This window comes from Brevundimonas sp. (assembly GCF_036399195.1).
Taxonomy (GTDB): domain Bacteria; phylum Pseudomonadota; class Alphaproteobacteria; order Caulobacterales; family Caulobacteraceae; genus Brevundimonas.
Genome location: NZ_DASWNO010000279.1, coordinates 1 through 15015 on the forward strand (window position 1 = coordinate 1; position 15015 = coordinate 15015).

The following is a 15015-nucleotide window of genomic DNA, read 5'->3' on the forward strand; positions in this document are numbered from 1 at the left end:
ACGGCGGGCGCGGCGCAGCTGTCGAGGATGGCCGCCACCCGCTCCACCACCGCCGTCGAACCCAGCATGCCGGTCTTGATCGCGTCCGCCCCGATGTCGTCCAGCACCGCCCGCGCCTGCGCCTCGATCAGGTCCAGCGGCAGCGGATGGACGCCGTGGACGCCGAGGGTGTTCTGGACCGTTATCGCCGTGATCGCGGTGGCGGCGTACCCGCCCAGGGCGGTGACCGCCTTGATGTCCGCCTGCACGCCCGCGCCGCCGCCCGAGTCCGAGCCGGCGATGATCAGTACGCGTCCGAGGGGCGAGGTCATCCCGGCTGGATGGCCAATCGCGGCGCGCTCGGCAAGCGCAAGGTCATATATTGCACTCCGTCTATATTTGCTTTAAGCGATATACATGACCGCATCCTTGCAGGCGCCCTTGATGGCCATGGCCGAGCCTCACCGCATGGCCATCCTTTCGATGCTGGCCGACGGCGAGCGCCCTGCCGGGGATTTCGTCGACGCCCTGCCGATCAGCCAGCCGACCGTGTCGCGGCACCTGTCGGTGCTGCGAGAGGCCGGCCTGGTCACCGTCCGCAAGGACGCCCAGCGGCGGCTCTACCGCCTCAACCCCGCCCCGCTCGCCGAGCTCGACCAGTGGCTGGCCCGCTACCGCCGCTTCTGGACCGGCAAACTCGACGCGCTGGAGGCGCATCTGGACAAGGAATTTCCCCAATGAGCGACGCCCTGACCGCCCCCGTCCGGCTCGGAGCCGAGGCCGGAAGCCTCCGTCGCATCGACGGCGGCTGGGAGCTCCGCTTCGAACGGCGACTGCGGCATGCGCCCGAGCGGGTGTGGAAGGCCCTGACCACCGGCGACGGCCTCGCTTGCTGGCTGGCCGAGGCCGAGATCGAGGCCGTGCCCGGCGGCAGGATGGAGCTGAACTTCCGCCAGCCCGACCATGAGTTCATGCCGGACACCCCCGAACGGCGCCGGCAGTCGAACGAGGTGCTGACGGTCCAGCCCTTCTCGCGCTTCGAGCACACCTTCGGCGAAAACCCCGAGTCGGTGGTGTCGTGGCGGCTCGAGCCCGCCGGCGACGGCACGCACCTGACCTTGATCCACCGCGTGCCGGAATCCTGGGCCGGGGCGCGCGGCAACGTCCTCAGCGGCTGGCACCATCACATGGAAGGGCTGGACGACGCCGCGCGCGGCGTGCGCCACCCGTGGTCGTGGGATCGCTGGTTCGCCCTGCGCGACGCCTATGCGGAGCGGCTGGAGGACGAGGCGTGAGCGCACCGGTCGCCACCGCGGGAATGCTGATCCGCCGCCCGGTCGCCGAGGTGTTCGAGGCCTTCCTCGATCCGGCGCTGACGTCTCGCTTCTGGTTCACCAGAGGCTCGGACCGGCTCGAACCGGGGGCCCAGGTCCGCTGGGACTGGCAGATGTATGGCGTCGGCACGGACGTACTGGTCAAAGCCGTCGAGCCCGGCCGCCGCATCCTGATCGACTGGGACATCGCCGACGATCCGTCGGAGGTCGAATGGCTGTTCGAGGACCGGGACGACGCCGCCTTCGTCAACGTCGAGAACCGGGGCTTCGAGGACAGCCCGGCCGGCGTCGCCAGGGCGCTCGACTCGGCGGGCGGCTTCGCCCTGGTTCTTGCCGGCGCCAAGATCTGGCTCGAACGCGGGATCGAGCCGCGCTTCGTGCTCGACCGCCATCCCGACGCGCGCGTGGCTGAATGGAGGGACCGATGACCGCGACATGGCTGGACCAGCTGGTGGGCGAATGGACCTATGAGAGCCGATGCGGGCCCGGAGAGCCCCGCACCGGGACGGAGACCGTCACCCGGCGCGGCGCATGGGTGGTGATGGAGTCAGATGACTACCGCTTCCAGATCGCGCTCGACCCTGAGACAGGCAGGGCGACCGGGGATTTCGTGCACTGGGAACATCCGACGTTGTGGACCTATGACGGCGCGGTCGAGGCGGACGGCGCGCTGCATATGCGAAGCCGCGGCCCCAGCTTCGACCTCGAGGGCGAGACCTGCGACTACGACGACGTGTTCGAGATCGTCTCGAGCGACGAACGCCGCATGACCGGCCGTGTGCAGGGGGCCGACGGCGCCTGGCGCGACTTCACCGTCACCGACTATCGCCGTAAGGCCTGATACGCGCGCCTTTCCCGCAGCGGGCGCGCCAAGCCTCAGGAACCGAGCGGCCCGCGGAACACGAACCACGCTCCCAGGGCGATGAGGGCGAAGCCGACGGCGTGGTTGAGGGTCAGCCGCTCGCCCAGATAGACGACGGAGAAGCCGGCGAAGATCACAAGGGTGATCACCTCCTGCATCGTCTTCAGCTGGGCCGCGGAATAGACCTGATGGCCGATCCGGTTGGCCGGAACCGCCAGCCAGTATTCGAAGAAGGCGATGCCCCAGCTGACCATCACAACCACCCACAGGGCGGCGGTCTTGTGCTTGAGGTGACCGTACCAGGCGAAGGTCATGAAAACGTTGGACAGCGCCAGCATCAGCACCGGCGCGATGTATGGCCAGCCGCCGGTCATGAGCCGGCGCTGAGCACCGCGGCCTGAAGCGCCACCGCCTGCACCGTCTCGCGCACGTCGTGGACCCGGACGACAGCGGCGCCGCGCCGCGCAGCCTCCAGCGCCAGCGCCAGCGATCCGCCGAGCCGGTCGGTCGGATCCGCTGCGGAGGGGTCGACGCTCTGGATCGTGCGCTTGCGGCTGGCGCCGTAGAGCACCGGGAAGCCCAGCGCGACGAACTGATCCAGGCGGGCCGTCAGGGTGAGGTTGTGCGCCGCCGTCTTGCCGAAGCCGAGGCCGGGATCGAGCCAGATGCGCTCGCGCGCCACGCCCGCCGCCATGGCCGCGTCCGCGCGCGCCGCCAGCCAGCTCGTCACCTCCGCCACCACGTCCCCGTAGCGCGGCTCCGCCTGCATCGTGCCGGGCTCGCCCTTCATGTGCATCAGCACCACGCCGCAGCCCAGCGCCGCCGCCGTGTCGGCGCTGCGCGGGTCGAAGGTCAGCGCCGAAACGTCGTTCCAGATCGACGCCCCCGCGCCCACGGCCGCCCGGGCGACTTCCGGCTTCATCGTGTCGACGCTGATGGGCCCTGCCCAGCGCGCACGCAGCGCCTCGATCACTGGAACCACCCGCGCAATCTCCTGGGCCGCGTCGACCGGCTCCGCGCCCGGCCGGGTGCTCTCGCCGCCGATGTCGAGGAGATCCGCCCCCTGCTCGACCAGCCTCAGGCCGTGCGCCACGGCGGCCTCGACGGTGCCCAGCCGCCCGCCGTCGGAGAAGCTGTCCGGCGTGACGTTGACGATGCCCATGACGAGAGGTCTGCGTGTCATCGTCCTGATCGCCTCACCGCGTCGCCCCCTCCGTCTCGCCGGCTCCGCCGTCGATCCACCTCCCCATGGAATGGGGAGGAGACACCGCGCCCTTCCTCTCCTCCCCACGCTGTGGGGAGGTAGCGCGGCGCCCTTCGCGCCGTGACGGAGGGGGCGGCGCCGTAGCCTAATGAACCGTCGCCGGCTCCTCCACGGTCACGCCCTCGGACACAGGGGTGATCGGGACCGAGACGGACGGACCGGCGTTGGGGAAGTTGTTCTCGTCGCGGTTCGGGGCGACGCCCTTCTCCAGCAGGTCCTTGATCTCCTGACCCGACATCGTCTCGTACTCGAGCAGGGCCTGGGCCAGGGTCTCGAGATCGGCGGCCTTGTCGGTGAGGATTTGGCGGGCCTCGTCCCAGCCCGCGCTGACGATGCGCTTGACCTCCGAGTCGATGATCCGGGCCGTCTCTTCCGAGACGTTCTGGCTGCGCGCGACCGAATGGCCGAGGAAGACCTCCTGCTCGTTCTCGCCATAGGCGACGGTGCCGAGGATGTCGGAGAAGCCCCACTGGGTCACCATGCGGCGCGCCAGCTTGGACGCTTGCTGGATGTCGGAGCTGGCGCCCGAGGTGATGTTCTCCTTGCCGAAGATCAGCTCCTCGGCGACCCGGCCGCCGGCCATGATGGCGATCCGGTCGACCATCTGCTGGTACTTCATGGAATAGCGGTCGCCTTCCGGCAGCTGCATCACCATGCCCAGCGCCTGTCCGCGCGGGACGATGGTCGCCTTGTGCACCGGGTCAGCCATCTTGACGTTCATGGCGACGATGGCGTGGCCGCCCTCGTGATAGGCGGTCAGGCGGCGCTCTTCCTCGTTCATGGCCATGGACTTGCGCTCGGCGCCCATCATGACCTTGTCCTTGGCGTCCTCGAAGTCGCGGTGGGTGACCATGCGCCGGTCCTTGCGCGCCGCCATCAGGGCCGCCTCGTTGACCAGATTGGCCAGGTCGGCGCCCGAGAAGCCGGGGGTGCCGCGGGCGATGGTCTTGACGTTGACGTCGGCGGCCAGGGGCACGTCCTTCATGTGCACGCGCAGGATTTTCTCGCGGCCCATGACGTCGGGGTTGGGCACCACGACCTGGCGGTCGAAGCGGCCGGGACGCAGCAGGGCGGGGTCCAGCACGTCGGGACGGTTGGTCGCGGCGATCAGGATGATGTTCTCGGACGCCTCGAAGCCGTCCATCTCGACCAGCAGCTGGTTCAGGGTCTGCTCGCGCTCGTCGTTGCCGCCGCCCAGACCGGCGCCGCGGTGACGGCCGACCGCGTCGATCTCGTCGATGAAGATGATGCAGGGGGCGTTCTTCTTGGCCTGTTCGAACATGTCACGAACGCGGCTGGCGCCGACGCCGACGAACATCTCGACGAAGTCGGAGCCGGAGATGGAGAAGAACGGCACCCCGGCCTCGCCCGCCACAGCGCGCGCCAGCAGGGTCTTGCCCGTGCCGGGAGGGCCGACCAGCAGGGCGCCCTTTGGGATCTTGCCGCCGAGACGCTGGAACTTGCCCGGATCCTTGAGGAAGTCGACGACCTCCTGCAGCTCCTCCTTGGCCTCGTCCACGCCGGCGACGTCGTCGAAGGTCTTGCGGCCCTTGTGCTCGGTCAGCAGCTTGGCCTTGGACTTGCCGAAGCCCATGGCCCCGCGCGCCCCGCCCTGCATCTGGCGCATGATCAGGATCCACAGGCCGATGATCAGGATGAAGGGCAGCAGGCCGATCAGGGCGCTGACCCACAGCGACTGCCGGGTCGACTTGGCGTCGACCTGGGCGCCGGTGGCGGCGATGCTGGTCAGCAGGTCGCCGTTCGGCACCGGCGTGGTGACGGTCACGACCCGGTTGTCCTTCAGCGTGGCCTTGAGGGTTTCACCCCGCGACTCGACGCTGGCGATGGCGTTGGCGTCGCGGGCCTTGAGCAGGTCCGAATAGGTCATCGTCTGGGGCCGTTCGGCCGCGGCCTTGCCCGAGGCCGGGGCGGCCAGTCCGCCGGGGCGGCTGACGGCGACGTAGAAGGCCATCGCGCCGAGAATGATGACGCCCCAGATGGCCAGATTGCGCAGGTTCATTCTGTCTCGTTCCCCGGAGCACCCACGCTCCGTCAGTGTTGTCCGGTCGAAAATAGGCGGTCCGGGGGCGCGGCGCCATGGATGGCGGCGCCCAGGTCCCTTTCATGCGTCATTCGGTCCAGCGCAAGGGCCAGTCTCTGTTCGACCAGCGACCGCGCCTTCGCCACGGCCCCTGCAAGAACCGGGGCGCCGCCCTCGTGCCGGATCAGGACAGGCACGCCGCCTCGAACAGCAGGCGGCAGGCCCTTCAGCGCGGCGCGGTCGGCGTCGGACAGCCCGGTCATCCGCCCCGCCGCCGCGACGACCGACCAGTCGGGCTCGTCCGTCTCGATCAGCCAGCGTCCGTCCCAGACCGCCGGCGCGCCAGGCGTGAGCGGCATGGGCGGCGGCGGTCGACGCACGAACTCCCCCGCCTCCCGCGCCACCAGCACCCGCGCCCCGTCCGCCTCGATCCGCGCGCCGCACAGGCTGGCGGTGAAGTCCTCGCCCGCCGCCAGCCGCGCCAGCAGCCCCGCCAGCGGCTCGCCCCGCGGCGTCCGCTCCCCGCCGCCGGCGCAGACGAGGACAGCGGCCAGGGCATGGGCGTCTACAGCGCGCCCGATCTCAAGCAACCCCCCTCCCATCGGAAGAGGGGTTGAGGCTCCGGGAGCGAAGCGATGGGTCAGGCGACCCGAAGGGCAGGGCGAAGCGGGAAAGGGTGAGGGTCGGCCGTCCAGGGGCGGCTTCGCCGCTTCAAACCCCCGACCCTCATCCGGCGCTCTCGCGCCGGCTTCTCCCGATGGGAGAAGGGACGCACGCGCCCTGCTCCGTGCGTATTTCAGATCCTCATTCGCCGGATCGTCGATCCAGCCCACGCCCCGCGCCGCCAACCAGTCCCGCACCTCCGCCCGTCCCGCGCCCAGCATCGGCCGCAGCAGCATCAGGCCGCGCCCCTCCGGCCAGACCGGCGACGGCGCCCAGTCGCGCAGCCGGCCCAGCGTGGACCCTTCCGCCCGCATCACCTCGCCCTCGGCTTCGTCGTCGGCGGTGTGCGCGAACAGGACGATCCGGGCCCTCGCCTTGCGGGCCGCCTCGGCGATCAATGCGTGGCGGGCGCGGCGCGCGGCGGCGGGCAGGCCCGACGTCGGCTTCGGTCCCCGCCACCCTAGCGCGCGCCACTCCGCCCCCGCCGCGCGCGCGGCCTCGCCGGCGAAGACGGACCAGTGCTCGCTGTCCGGGTTCAGTCCATGATCGACCGTCAGGGCCAGCAGCCGCCGACCGTTCTCCCGCGCCCACTCAGCCGCCACCTGCAGCAGGGCCATGGAGTCGCCGCCGCCCGAGAGGGCCAGGCCGACAGGATGCTCGGCATGGGTTTCCAGCCGGGCCGACAGGCCGGCGCGAACGGCGGCGGTCCAGTCTCCGTGGACCGGCGTCAGCCCGCCCGCCGGGGCGTCGGGGCGGGGGCCGCCGCCGCCGGACAGCCGATCCGGGTCCGGGCCTCGGCCGCACGCGTCCGCACCGCCGCCGTGGCGGCTTCGGCGTAGCGGCGGGTGAACTCGGTCAGGGCCGTGCAGGCCTGGGTCTTGCGGTCGGTGGCGTTCAGCGCGTTCGCCAGCTCCAGCGTCGTGGCCGGCGCCCATGGCGCGCTCGGCCAGCCGCGCAGGGCGGCGGCGTAGGCCGAGACGGCGCCCGCCTGATCCCCGGCCGAGACCCGCAGGTCGCCGAGGCGGCTCGAGGCCTCCTGCGCCTGCGGCGTGTCCGGCCAGGCGGCGATCACCGTCTGCAGGGCGCGATCGCCCCGCTCCGGGTCGGTCGCGGCCAGCCGGGCGGCGGCGGTCAGGTCGCGCGCGGCGTCCCCGGTCGGCGAGGTGTTCGGGATCGGCCCGTTCAGCTCGGCCTCGCGCGCGGCGGCGGCCTCCATGGCCCGGATCTTGGTCTCGAGCTCGCGCACCCGGGTCGACAGGGTGGTGTTGGCCCCGCCCGCCTCGTCCAGCGAGAAGGTCAGCCGCTCCAGATCGCCGTTGACCCGCTGCACCGTCGCCTCGAGATCGGCCAGACGCCGGTCCATGAGGCCGACGCGGCCCTGCAGGGCGATCACCTCGGGATCGGGCTCGACCAGCACCGGCTGACCCGCCGCGTTGCGCTGCGTCAGCGCCCGCTCCAGGCGACGGACGTTGCGGTCCAACTGGTCCAGCCGGCGTTTGTCCCACTGGATCGCCTCCACCGGCGCGGTCTGGGCCACGACCACCGTCGTGCCGGTGATCGCCAGCACGCCCAGGAGGGTGGCCAGAGCGGGTTTGGTCAGGAAGGCGGGCAGCTTGGGCATGCGGTTTCGTCCCACCGATTTGCGGCGGCTGCAAGGCGTCAGCTGGTCAGACCCAGCAGGATGATGGCGGTGAAGAACAGGCCCAGCGCGATATTGGCGAACACCAGCAGGAACAGGGTCCGCCAGGCCGCCGAGAACCAGCTCAGGCTGTAGGCGCCCTTCAGCTGGGCGAACATGTGAACCGGAACGCCAAAGCTGACCAGCAGGCCGAACAGGAAGGCGAAGCCGGACCACACCGGCGACAGCAGCGCCGCGCCCATGAACAGGATCGACACGGCGGTGAGCGAGTACAGCACGAACACGCCGTGGTCATACAGGGTCGTCCCGCGGCGCCACAGAAACAGCAGGGCCAGGAAGGGAATCGACAGTGGGATCAGCAGGAAGCTGAACTTGTAGGTCGTCTGCTGCAGCTTGTAGAGCGCGAGGTCGGGGTTCAGCAGCTTCTTCTGCAGGATCTTGTCCATCCGCTTGCTGCCGGTGTTGACCTTCAACTCGCCGCTGCGCGCGCGTTCGGCGATCTTCGCGGTCCAGCCCCCGCCGGCCACCACTGTCGTCTCGCCAGCCTCCTTGGCGGCTCGCAGCCGCGCAAGATCTTCCTCGACCTGATTGAGTTCCGCCCGTTCTCCAGCGTCGGTCCAGGTCTTGCCCTCGGCTCCCACCGGCAGGCCGAGTCCGGCCGTGGCCCCGGCGAGATCGGTGCGGGCCTCGGCCAGGTCGGCTTCGGCGGTCGCAATCTGCTGGTCGATGTTGACGGTTGTCGCCCCACCGCCCCCATCCCCGCCCATGAAGCTGAAGGCGAAGAACATCAGGAAGACGGTGAACAGGTACATCGCCAGCGGCGAGACGTAGCGGGTGCGTCGCCCCTGCACCCATTCGCGCGTCAGTCGGCCCGGGTTGAACGCCAGCAGCGGGAGGGTGCGCCAGATGCGCGCGTCGAAATGCAGGACGCCGTGCAGCATCTCCTCGCCGAGGTGCAGCAGAGACCGGTGCACATGGGTGGGCTGGCCGCAGTTGGCGCAGAACCGGCCCGTGGCGGGCTGACCGCAATCGGTGCAGACGGCATGCGCATCGCCGGCGTGACCCGTCGGCTTCTCGATGGCGCCGCCGACCAGCCCGGCCGTCGCGACTCCCCCGGCGGCGTCGATATCCATGTTCCGTCCCCCAGACCCGTCGGGATTTAGCGGTGGTCCGGAGCTGAGGTCAAAAGGAAAGGGGCGGCCCGTCCGCGGACCGCCCCTCCTGCTGGATCAGCCGTCGGTCAGCGCGGGGCGCCGGACACGATCGCCGTGTGGGCGTTGCGGTTGCGGGCGAAGGCTTCCTCGTCCGACCCCGCCGCGATCGGCCGTTCCTTGCCGAAGCTGATGGTGTCGATCCGTCCGGCCGAGACGCCGCGCTCAACAAGATAACCGCGCACGGACTCGGCCCGCCGGGCGCCGAGGGCGAGATTGTACTCGCGCGTGCCGCGCTCGTCGGCGTTGCCTTCGATCCGGACCGTCACGCTCGGATATCGCTGCAGCCAGGCCACCTGGGCGTCGAGCCGCGGATAGGCCTCCGGGCGCACCTGATAGCTGTCGAGGTCGAAGTAGATGCGGTCGCCGATATTGACGACGAAGTCCTGCTCCGAACCCGGCGCGGCCGAGCCGCCCAGATTGCCGCCGGTGACGCCCCCGCCCGGGCCGTTGCCGTACTGTTCGTTGTTCGTCCCTGGCGGCAGGCTTTCGCCCGCGCCGGACTCGACGGGACGGCGCGGCGTACACGCGGCCATGGCTGTGACCGCGAGCCCGACGGCGGTCAGACGGAGGAGAGTCGAGGGCTTCATCATCGGGTGGTCTCCTGGTGAGGCCTTGGCCTCAGGCGTGGCTTTGAACGAATGCGTACTGTCCGCCCGGCGCCGGCGCTAGTGGCGATGAGGGACTGGAAGTGGCGGACCGCACCATCAGGCGGGGCAGCCATCGGGGCCGCCGCCCAGCATGGACGGCTGCTCGTCCAGCAGCGGCGACCAGGCCGGGTCCGAGCCCCGGCCCGAATAGCCGGCTTGCGAGACCACGCGGCCGGACAGGTCCACGGTCCACAGCCGGGTGTCGCCGCCCGGCGTCTGGCGCGCGAACATGATGTAGCGGCCGTTGGGAGCCCACGACGGGCCCTCCTCGAAATAGCTGGTCGACAGGATGCGCTCGCCTGAGCCGTCGGGGCGCATGACGCCCGTCGAGAACCGGCCGCCGCTCTGTTTGGTGAAGGCGATCAGATCACCGCGCGGGCTCCAGTTCGGGGCCGTGTACAGGCCGCCGCCGCGCGAGACGGCGCGCTGGGACGAGCCGTCCGCGTTCATTACATACAAGCGAGCGCTGCCCGACCGGTCCGAGGTGAAGACGATCTGACGGTTGTCGGGGCTGAACGAGGGCGAGGTGTCGATGCCGGGATCGCTGGTCAGGCGCCGCACCTGACGGCTGGCCAGATCCATCACATAGACGTCCGTGTTCCCGCCGCGGATGATGGAGAAGGCGACGCGCGACCCGTCGTTGGAGAAGCGCGGCGCCAACACCTGACCGTCAAACTCGCCGAGGCTTTCCCGCCGCCCGGTCGACAGGTTGTACAGGTAGATGCGGCTGTAGTCCTTGCCCAGCGCCACATAGGTGATCTCGTTGGGGTCGTTCATCGAGAAGCGGGGGGACATGATTATCTCCTCGCCCCCCGTCAGGAAGACGGGGTCGAAGCCGTCCTGGTCCGAGATCGCCAGCCGCGACAGGCGGTTCAGCTGGGTGCCGCTCTCGGCGACGAACACCACGCGGCTGTCGAACAAGCCGGTCTCGCCCGTCATGCGCTGATAGATCACGTCGGCGATCTTGTGCCCGATCCGGCGCCACTGCTCGCGCGTCGCGGTGAACTGGTACGAGGCCAGTTGGCACTGGCGGAACGGATCGTACAGTCGGAAGCCGAAGTCGTAGCGGTCGTCCGGGCGCCGCGTGACCGCGCCATACAGCACAGCCTGTGCGCCGATGGAGGTCCACTGCGGGAAGTTGGGGGCGTTCGCCAGCGTCAGGCCGGTTTCCACGAAGCTGGCCGGGTTCATCGGCTCGAAATAGCCGGACCGGCGCAGGTCGGCGCGAATCACCCCGCTGAGGTCCGCGCCGTTCTCGCCGGCGAAATCCACCACCGCGATCTGGTAGGGCCGGAGAACGCCCTGATCGATGACGACCTCGACCGGCTGGTTCTGAGGCGGCGTCTGAGCCGCCGCGGACGTCGCCGCCATCGCCACGAAGGTTGCGCTCGCCAGAAGCCGGTTCAATCGCATGGGGTACTCCGCAGTCTCGGTCTCGGGATCCGCCCGTTATCGCGAGAGCCGACGCCGAAGGCCAGCATGGCCGTGAATGGGGCGACTTTGGGGACAGTGACGCTGGCCGGCGCCACAAACCGTGTCCCGTTCAACACACCCGGCTGGTGATGAACGTCGTCCGCGCCGTGCCGCCCTCAAAGCCGTCGGGCACGTCGAACGGGGCTGATTGATACAGGGCGCGCTCCGCCCCCTCGGCGACGGCGATCCAGACCGGATCGGACTTGCGGCCGATGAGGGTCGGCGGACGCGCGATGCGGCCGTTGGCCGTGATCGTGACGTCCATCTGGACCTGCATCTCGGACACGCCCGGCGTCCCGCACGGCGGACTCCAGTTGCGGTAGACCTGATTGAAGATGGCGCTCCACTGGGCCGGCCCCATGGCGCGCGGCGCGGATCCCCGGCCTTGCTCGCCGGTAGCCGGTCGCGTGCCCGGGCGCGTGGCGGGACGCGCCGGCCCGACGAGCGAATCGAGATCCAGCGTGTCTTCGCGTGGCCGGGCCGGAGCCGGTGTCGGGCGCGCCGGGGTGGGCTGGGCGCGCGGCGGGGTGGGCCGGGGCGGCGTCGGGCGCGGCGGGGTCGGCTGCGGACGCGGCGGCGTCGGCGCCTTCTTCACAGGCGTCGGTGTCGGCGTCGGCGGCGGCGGGGTCGGTCTCGGCGCGGGCGGCGTGGGCGTGGGCGTCGGCTCCGGCTCCGGGGGAGGCGCAACCGGGGCCGTGGCGGCGTCCTCGGTCACCAGCTCATCGCTCGGATTGTCGGCCGCGGCGGCCTCTACCACCGTGGTCGAGACGATCGACACCGGCACCGCGTTGACCATCGGGCGCGGCTCGGCGCGCGGCGCGTACAGCCCGGCCGCGATCACCGCGATCACGGCGCCGGCGTGTACGATCACCGATCCGATCAGGGCCGAGCCGGGCCGCTCCATGGCGTCAGCCCTCCCCGCCCGCCGGCGCGGACGTGTCGGTGATCAGGTTCAGCTTGGTGAAGCCTTCGGTCGACAGCCGGGCCATCACCCGCGCCACCGCCTGATAGGGCGCCCGGCCGTCGGCGCGGACGAAGATCGGCTTCTCGCGCGCGCCCTCGCCGCCTTCCTGCGCCACCTGCAGCACCAGCCGGTCCCACGCCACCTCGCTGTCGCCGATGAAGATGCCGCCGTCGCGATCGATGCTGACCACCACCGGCTCCTGATCCGTTTCGACGGCCCGCGCCTCGGTTTTCGGCAGTTCGACCTCGACCCCGGTCGTCAGCAGCGGCGCCGAGACCATGAAGATGATCAGCAGCACCAGCATGACGTCGACCAGCGGCGTCACATTGATCTCGCTCAGGGGCCGTTTGCGCGGTCGCCTTCGGCCCCGGACGTGCCCGCCGCCTCCGCCGCCAGCCAGAGCCATGGCTCAATACTCCCGGCGGCTGTGATCGGCGGCGGGGGCCGCCGCCGGAGCCGCGCTGGAGGCGCCCAGGCGCCGCGCCACCGCGGCCTGCAGATCGTCGGCGAAACTCTCCAGCCGGCCGGTGAACTTGCCCGCGTCGATCGAGAACTTGTTGTAGGCGATGTAGGCCGGGATCGCCGCCGCCAGGCCCAGCGCCGTGGCGAACAGCGCCTCCGAGATCGCCGGGGCGACGGTCGCCAGATTGGTGTTGCCCGAGGAGGCGATGGCGCCGAAGGCGTTCATGATCCCCCAGACCGTGCCGAACAGGCCGATGAAGGGTGACGAGGTGGCGACCACCGACAGCACGCCCAGCCCGTTCTCGACCCGCTGGCCCTCGCGCGCGATCAGGCTGTCCAGCGCCCGGTCGATCCGCGACATCAGCAGATTGGCCTGGTTCTCGGTCAGCGGACCGCCCTTGCGCGCGTCGCGCCAGTCCGCCAGGGCGACGACCAGCATGCGCGGCAGCGGGTGGACCGGATTCGGCCCCGCCTGCGAGGCGATCTCCTCCAGCGACCGGCCCGATCCGACCGCCGTTTCGAACGTATCCGCCTCGCGGTTCAGGGACGAGAAGCGCACCGCCTTGTCGATGATGACCGCCCACGACCACAGCGACGCGATGATCAGGCCGATCATCACCGCCTGCACGACGATGTCCGCTTCCAGGAACATGTGCAGCGGGTTCAGCATCCCGGCGTCGGCGGTGGCGGTCATTCAGGAATCCTTGCGTCTCGCCGTCCTTGTGCACCGGACGGGCATGGCCGTTGTGTGGCGATTCAGCCGCGTGGGGCGAGGTGTAGCCGGGCCGTGGCTTCGGTGCACATGACAGCTTGGCAATGTTGCCTCAGCCGGCCTGGGCCAACCACGGCCCGACCTTCGCGACCAGCGCCTTTGTCGGCCGCCGCGGCCGCCCGTCCATGTGGATGCAGACCACCTCGACCTCGGCCCGGCACAGCACCTCGTCGCCGCGCGTGATCGCCTGCGAGATCATCAGCCGGGGCCCCTTCACCGACTCGTAGCGGGTTCGCACCACGAGCGCGTCGTCGATCCGGGCCGGCTTCAGGAAGGCCAACTCCATCTTCGTCACCACGAAGGCCGTCGGCTGGTCGCCGTCCAGCAGTTCCGCGTGGCCGATGCCCATCAGGCGCAGGCAGTCCGAACGACCCCGCTCGAAATAGCGCACATAGTTGGCGTGATAGACCAGACCGGTGAAGTCGGTGTCTTCGTAATAGACCCGCACCGGCAGCCGGTGCTCCCGGCCCTCGAACCGGCCGGCCGTCGGCGCATCCGTGCCGGTCATGGCGCAGCCGGCGACAAGGGGCGTTCCGGGAACGCCGGGCAATCCGCCACGATCATGGCGCGGAACTCGCGGCTCAGGGGATCGTCTCTCAGCAGCATCCGGTTCGGCCGCGAGATGAAGCCCACGGCCGGCCCGCCGCGGCGTTCGGAGACATAGCCGCAAGCGACCCGGCCCCGGCCTGGCTCGATCAGCCGCACCTCCGCCTGCCGGCCCAGCTGCTCGCGCGCCTGCCGCAGCACGCGCCGCCCCACCGGCTCCTGCGTGAACCCCGGCCCGGCGCCCTGCGTCGTCGCCCAGATCGCCAGCGCGCCGAGCAGCAGCACCGCGACGCCCAGCACCGCGATCAGCCGCTCTGTCCGGATCGCCCGTTTCGCCATGCCGCCTCCTTGACGGGAGCATGACCGGGTTCGGGGGCGAGGTGAAGCCTCGACGCCTCTCACTTGCCGCCGAACAGATCCCCCGCCTGAGGCGTCTTCGGCGGTTCCGTCAGGCCGAGGTGGGCGTAGGCCCTGGCGCAGGCCATGCGGCCGCGCGGCGTGCGCTGGATGAAGCCCTGCTGGAGCAGATAGGGCTCGATCACGTCCTCGACGGCGTCGCGGGCCTCGGCGATCGCCGCCGCCAGGGTGTCCATCCCGACCGGCCCGCCGCCATAGTTCTCGATCAGCGCCTTGAGGAAGCGGCGGTCGTTGGCGTCCAGCCCCGCCTCGTCGACCTCCAGCCGGGCCAGCGCCCGCGCCGCCGCCAGCCGGTCGATCACCGGCGAGCCCTCGGCCTCTGCGAAGTCCCGCACCCGCCGCAGCAGCCGCCCGGCCACGCGGGGCGTCCCGCGCGCGCGGCTGGCGATCTCGCGCGCGCCCGCCTCGTCCACCGACACGCCCATCTTGCGCGCCGCCCCGGTGATGACCCGCACCAGTTCCTCGGGCGTGTAGAACTCCAGCCGCAACGGAATGCCGAAGCGGTCGCGCAGCGGCGTCGCCAGCAGCCCGGCCCGCGTCGTCGCCCCGACCAGGGTGAACGGCGCCAGATCGATCCGCACCGACCGCGCCGACGGCCCCTCGCCGATGATCAGGTCCAGCACATGGTCTTCCATCGCCGGATACAGGATCTCCTCGACCGCTGGAGCGAGCCGGTGGATCTCGTCGATGAACAGGACGTCGCGCGGCTCGAGATTGGTCAGGATCGCCGCCAGATCG

The 15015-nt window shown here is 70.7% G+C and carries 19 protein-coding genes; 4 read left to right on the forward strand and 15 right to left on the reverse strand.

The features are described 5' to 3' along the window. The coding region (locus VGB60_RS12080) for a bifunctional hydroxymethylpyrimidine kinase/phosphomethylpyrimidine kinase (protein ID WP_331038500.1) at positions 1-311 on the reverse strand (311 nt) is incomplete at its 3' end. 85 nt (positions 312-396) lie between these two features. On the opposite strand from VGB60_RS12080, the gene VGB60_RS12085 reads away from it, so the two are divergent. Genes VGB60_RS12085 through VGB60_RS12100 form a run of 4 tightly spaced genes read left to right on the forward strand, consistent with a single transcriptional unit; the run spans position 397 to position 2154 of the window. Further along, on the forward strand, positions 397-720 hold the full coding sequence (locus VGB60_RS12085) for a metalloregulator ArsR/SmtB family transcription factor (RefSeq protein WP_331038501.1): 324 nt from the start codon (positions 397-399) through the stop codon (positions 718-720). Further along, positions 717-1274: an SRPBCC family protein gene (locus VGB60_RS12090; RefSeq protein WP_331038502.1), complete on the forward strand. Its 558-nt coding sequence runs from the start codon at positions 717-719 to the stop codon at positions 1272-1274. The genes VGB60_RS12085 and VGB60_RS12090 overlap by 4 nt, the downstream gene beginning before the upstream one ends. Continuing rightward, a complete protein-coding gene (locus VGB60_RS12095) occupies positions 1271-1741 on the forward strand; it encodes an SRPBCC family protein (RefSeq protein ID WP_331038503.1) in 471 nt (156 codons plus the stop codon). Before VGB60_RS12090 ends, VGB60_RS12095 begins: the two co-directional genes overlap by 4 nt. Then, positions 1738-2154 (forward strand): DUF1579 family protein, encoded by a 417-nt coding sequence (locus tag VGB60_RS12100; protein WP_331038504.1) that lies wholly within the window; start codon positions 1738-1740, stop codon positions 2152-2154. Before VGB60_RS12095 ends, VGB60_RS12100 begins: the two co-directional genes overlap by 4 nt. Before the next feature lie 35 nt (positions 2155-2189). Here the strand turns inward: VGB60_RS12100 and VGB60_RS12105 are convergent, their stop codons facing one another. The 14 genes from VGB60_RS12105 to ruvB form a co-directional block, all read right to left on the reverse strand. Continuing rightward, positions 2190-2549 carry a DMT family protein gene (locus tag VGB60_RS12105; RefSeq protein ID WP_331038505.1) on the reverse strand — a complete coding sequence of 120 codons (360 nt, stop codon included), beginning with the start codon at positions 2547-2549 and terminating at the stop codon, positions 2190-2192. Next, positions 2546-3358: a dihydropteroate synthase gene (gene folP, locus VGB60_RS12110; RefSeq protein ID WP_331038506.1), complete on the reverse strand. Its 813-nt coding sequence runs from the start codon at positions 3356-3358 to the stop codon at positions 2546-2548. Before folP ends, VGB60_RS12105 begins: the two co-directional genes overlap by 4 nt. Before the next feature lie 166 nt (positions 3359-3524). Then, positions 3525-5459, reverse strand: a complete 1935-nt coding sequence (ftsH, locus tag VGB60_RS12115) for an ATP-dependent zinc metalloprotease FtsH (protein ID WP_331038507.1) — start codon at positions 5457-5459, stop codon at positions 3525-3527. Positions 5460-5491: 32 nt separating this feature from the next. Continuing rightward, on the reverse strand, positions 5492-6874 hold the full coding sequence (gene tilS / locus VGB60_RS12120) for a tRNA lysidine(34) synthetase TilS (protein ID WP_331038517.1): 1383 nt from the start codon (positions 6872-6874) through the stop codon (positions 5492-5494). Continuing rightward, complete coding sequence (locus VGB60_RS12125) at positions 6871-7764, reverse strand: tetratricopeptide repeat protein (protein ID WP_331038508.1); 894 nt, start codon at positions 7762-7764, stop codon at positions 6871-6873. Before VGB60_RS12125 ends, tilS begins: the two co-directional genes overlap by 4 nt. Positions 7765-7802: 38 nt before the next feature. After that, the gene (locus tag VGB60_RS12130) at positions 7803-8915 is read right to left on the reverse strand and encodes a DUF3667 domain-containing protein (protein WP_331038509.1); all 1113 of its coding nucleotides are present in this window, start codon (positions 8913-8915) and stop codon (positions 7803-7805) included. Between the two features lie 107 nt (positions 8916-9022). Next, a complete protein-coding gene (gene pal / locus VGB60_RS12135; protein ID WP_331038518.1) occupies positions 9023-9583 on the reverse strand; it encodes a peptidoglycan-associated lipoprotein Pal in 561 nt (186 codons plus the stop codon). A gap of 117 nt (positions 9584-9700) precedes the next feature. Continuing rightward, positions 9701-11056, reverse strand: coding sequence for a Tol-Pal system beta propeller repeat protein TolB (gene tolB / locus VGB60_RS12140; protein ID WP_331038510.1), 1356 nt, complete (start codon positions 11054-11056; stop codon positions 9701-9703). A 130-nt stretch (positions 11057-11186) separates the two neighbouring features. After that, positions 11187-12020 (reverse strand): hypothetical protein, encoded by an 834-nt coding sequence (locus VGB60_RS12145; RefSeq protein ID WP_331038511.1) that lies wholly within the window; start codon positions 12018-12020, stop codon positions 11187-11189. A 4-nt stretch (positions 12021-12024) separates the two neighbouring features. Further along, complete coding sequence (locus VGB60_RS12150; RefSeq protein ID WP_331038512.1) at positions 12025-12486, reverse strand: ExbD/TolR family protein; 462 nt, start codon at positions 12484-12486, stop codon at positions 12025-12027. A 3-nt stretch (positions 12487-12489) separates the two neighbouring features. Then, positions 12490-13236, reverse strand: coding sequence for a protein TolQ (gene tolQ, locus VGB60_RS12155; RefSeq protein WP_331038513.1), 747 nt, complete (start codon positions 13234-13236; stop codon positions 12490-12492). Between the two features lie 130 nt (positions 13237-13366). Further along, positions 13367-13822 (reverse strand): tol-pal system-associated acyl-CoA thioesterase, encoded by a 456-nt coding sequence (gene ybgC, locus VGB60_RS12160; RefSeq protein WP_331038514.1) that lies wholly within the window; start codon positions 13820-13822, stop codon positions 13367-13369. Next, positions 13819-14199 carry a hypothetical protein gene (locus tag VGB60_RS12165; protein ID WP_331038515.1) on the reverse strand — a complete coding sequence of 127 codons (381 nt, stop codon included), beginning with the start codon at positions 14197-14199 and terminating at the stop codon, positions 13819-13821. The genes ybgC and VGB60_RS12165 overlap by 4 nt, the downstream gene beginning before the upstream one ends. A 59-nt stretch (positions 14200-14258) precedes the next feature. Continuing rightward, positions 14259-15015: Holliday junction branch migration DNA helicase RuvB (gene ruvB / locus VGB60_RS12170; protein ID WP_331038516.1), on the reverse strand; the 757-nt coding region annotated here is incomplete at its 5' end.

Excerpts from the sequence above, each read along its gene's own strand:
- VGB60_RS12085 (WP_331038501.1), top strand. The coding sequence starts at position 397 with ATGACCGCATCCTTGCAGGCGCCCTTGATGGCCATGGCCGAGCCTCAC.
- VGB60_RS12090 (WP_331038502.1), top strand. The coding sequence starts at position 717 with ATGAGCGACGCCCTGACCGCCCCCGTCCGGCTCGGAGCCGAGGCCGGA.
- VGB60_RS12100 (WP_331038504.1), top strand. The coding sequence starts at position 1,738 with ATGACCGCGACATGGCTGGACCAGCTGGTGGGCGAATGGACCTATGAG.
- VGB60_RS12105 (WP_331038505.1), bottom strand. The coding sequence starts at position 2,549 with ATGACCGGCGGCTGGCCATACATCGCGCCGGTGCTGATGCTGGCGCTG.
- folP (WP_331038506.1), bottom strand. The coding sequence starts at position 3,358 with ATGACACGCAGACCTCTCGTCATGGGCATCGTCAACGTCACGCCGGAC.
- ftsH (WP_331038507.1), bottom strand. The coding sequence starts at position 5,459 with ATGAACCTGCGCAATCTGGCCATCTGGGGCGTCATCATTCTCGGCGCG.
- VGB60_RS12125 (WP_331038508.1), bottom strand. The coding sequence starts at position 7,764 with ATGCCCAAGCTGCCCGCCTTCCTGACCAAACCCGCTCTGGCCACCCTC.
- VGB60_RS12130 (WP_331038509.1), bottom strand. The coding sequence starts at position 8,915 with ATGGATATCGACGCCGCCGGGGGAGTCGCGACGGCCGGGCTGGTCGGC.
- pal (WP_331038518.1), bottom strand. The coding sequence starts at position 9,583 with ATGAAGCCCTCGACTCTCCTCCGTCTGACCGCCGTCGGGCTCGCGGTC.
- tolB (WP_331038510.1), bottom strand. The coding sequence starts at position 11,056 with ATGCGATTGAACCGGCTTCTGGCGAGCGCAACCTTCGTGGCGATGGCG.
- VGB60_RS12145 (WP_331038511.1), bottom strand. The coding sequence starts at position 12,020 with ATGGAGCGGCCCGGCTCGGCCCTGATCGGATCGGTGATCGTACACGCC.
- VGB60_RS12150 (WP_331038512.1), bottom strand. The coding sequence starts at position 12,486 with ATGGCTCTGGCTGGCGGCGGAGGCGGCGGGCACGTCCGGGGCCGAAGG.
- tolQ (WP_331038513.1), bottom strand. The coding sequence starts at position 13,236 with ATGACCGCCACCGCCGACGCCGGGATGCTGAACCCGCTGCACATGTTC.
- ybgC (WP_331038514.1), bottom strand. The coding sequence starts at position 13,822 with ATGACCGGCACGGATGCGCCGACGGCCGGCCGGTTCGAGGGCCGGGAG.
- VGB60_RS12165 (WP_331038515.1), bottom strand. The coding sequence starts at position 14,199 with ATGGCGAAACGGGCGATCCGGACAGAGCGGCTGATCGCGGTGCTGGGC.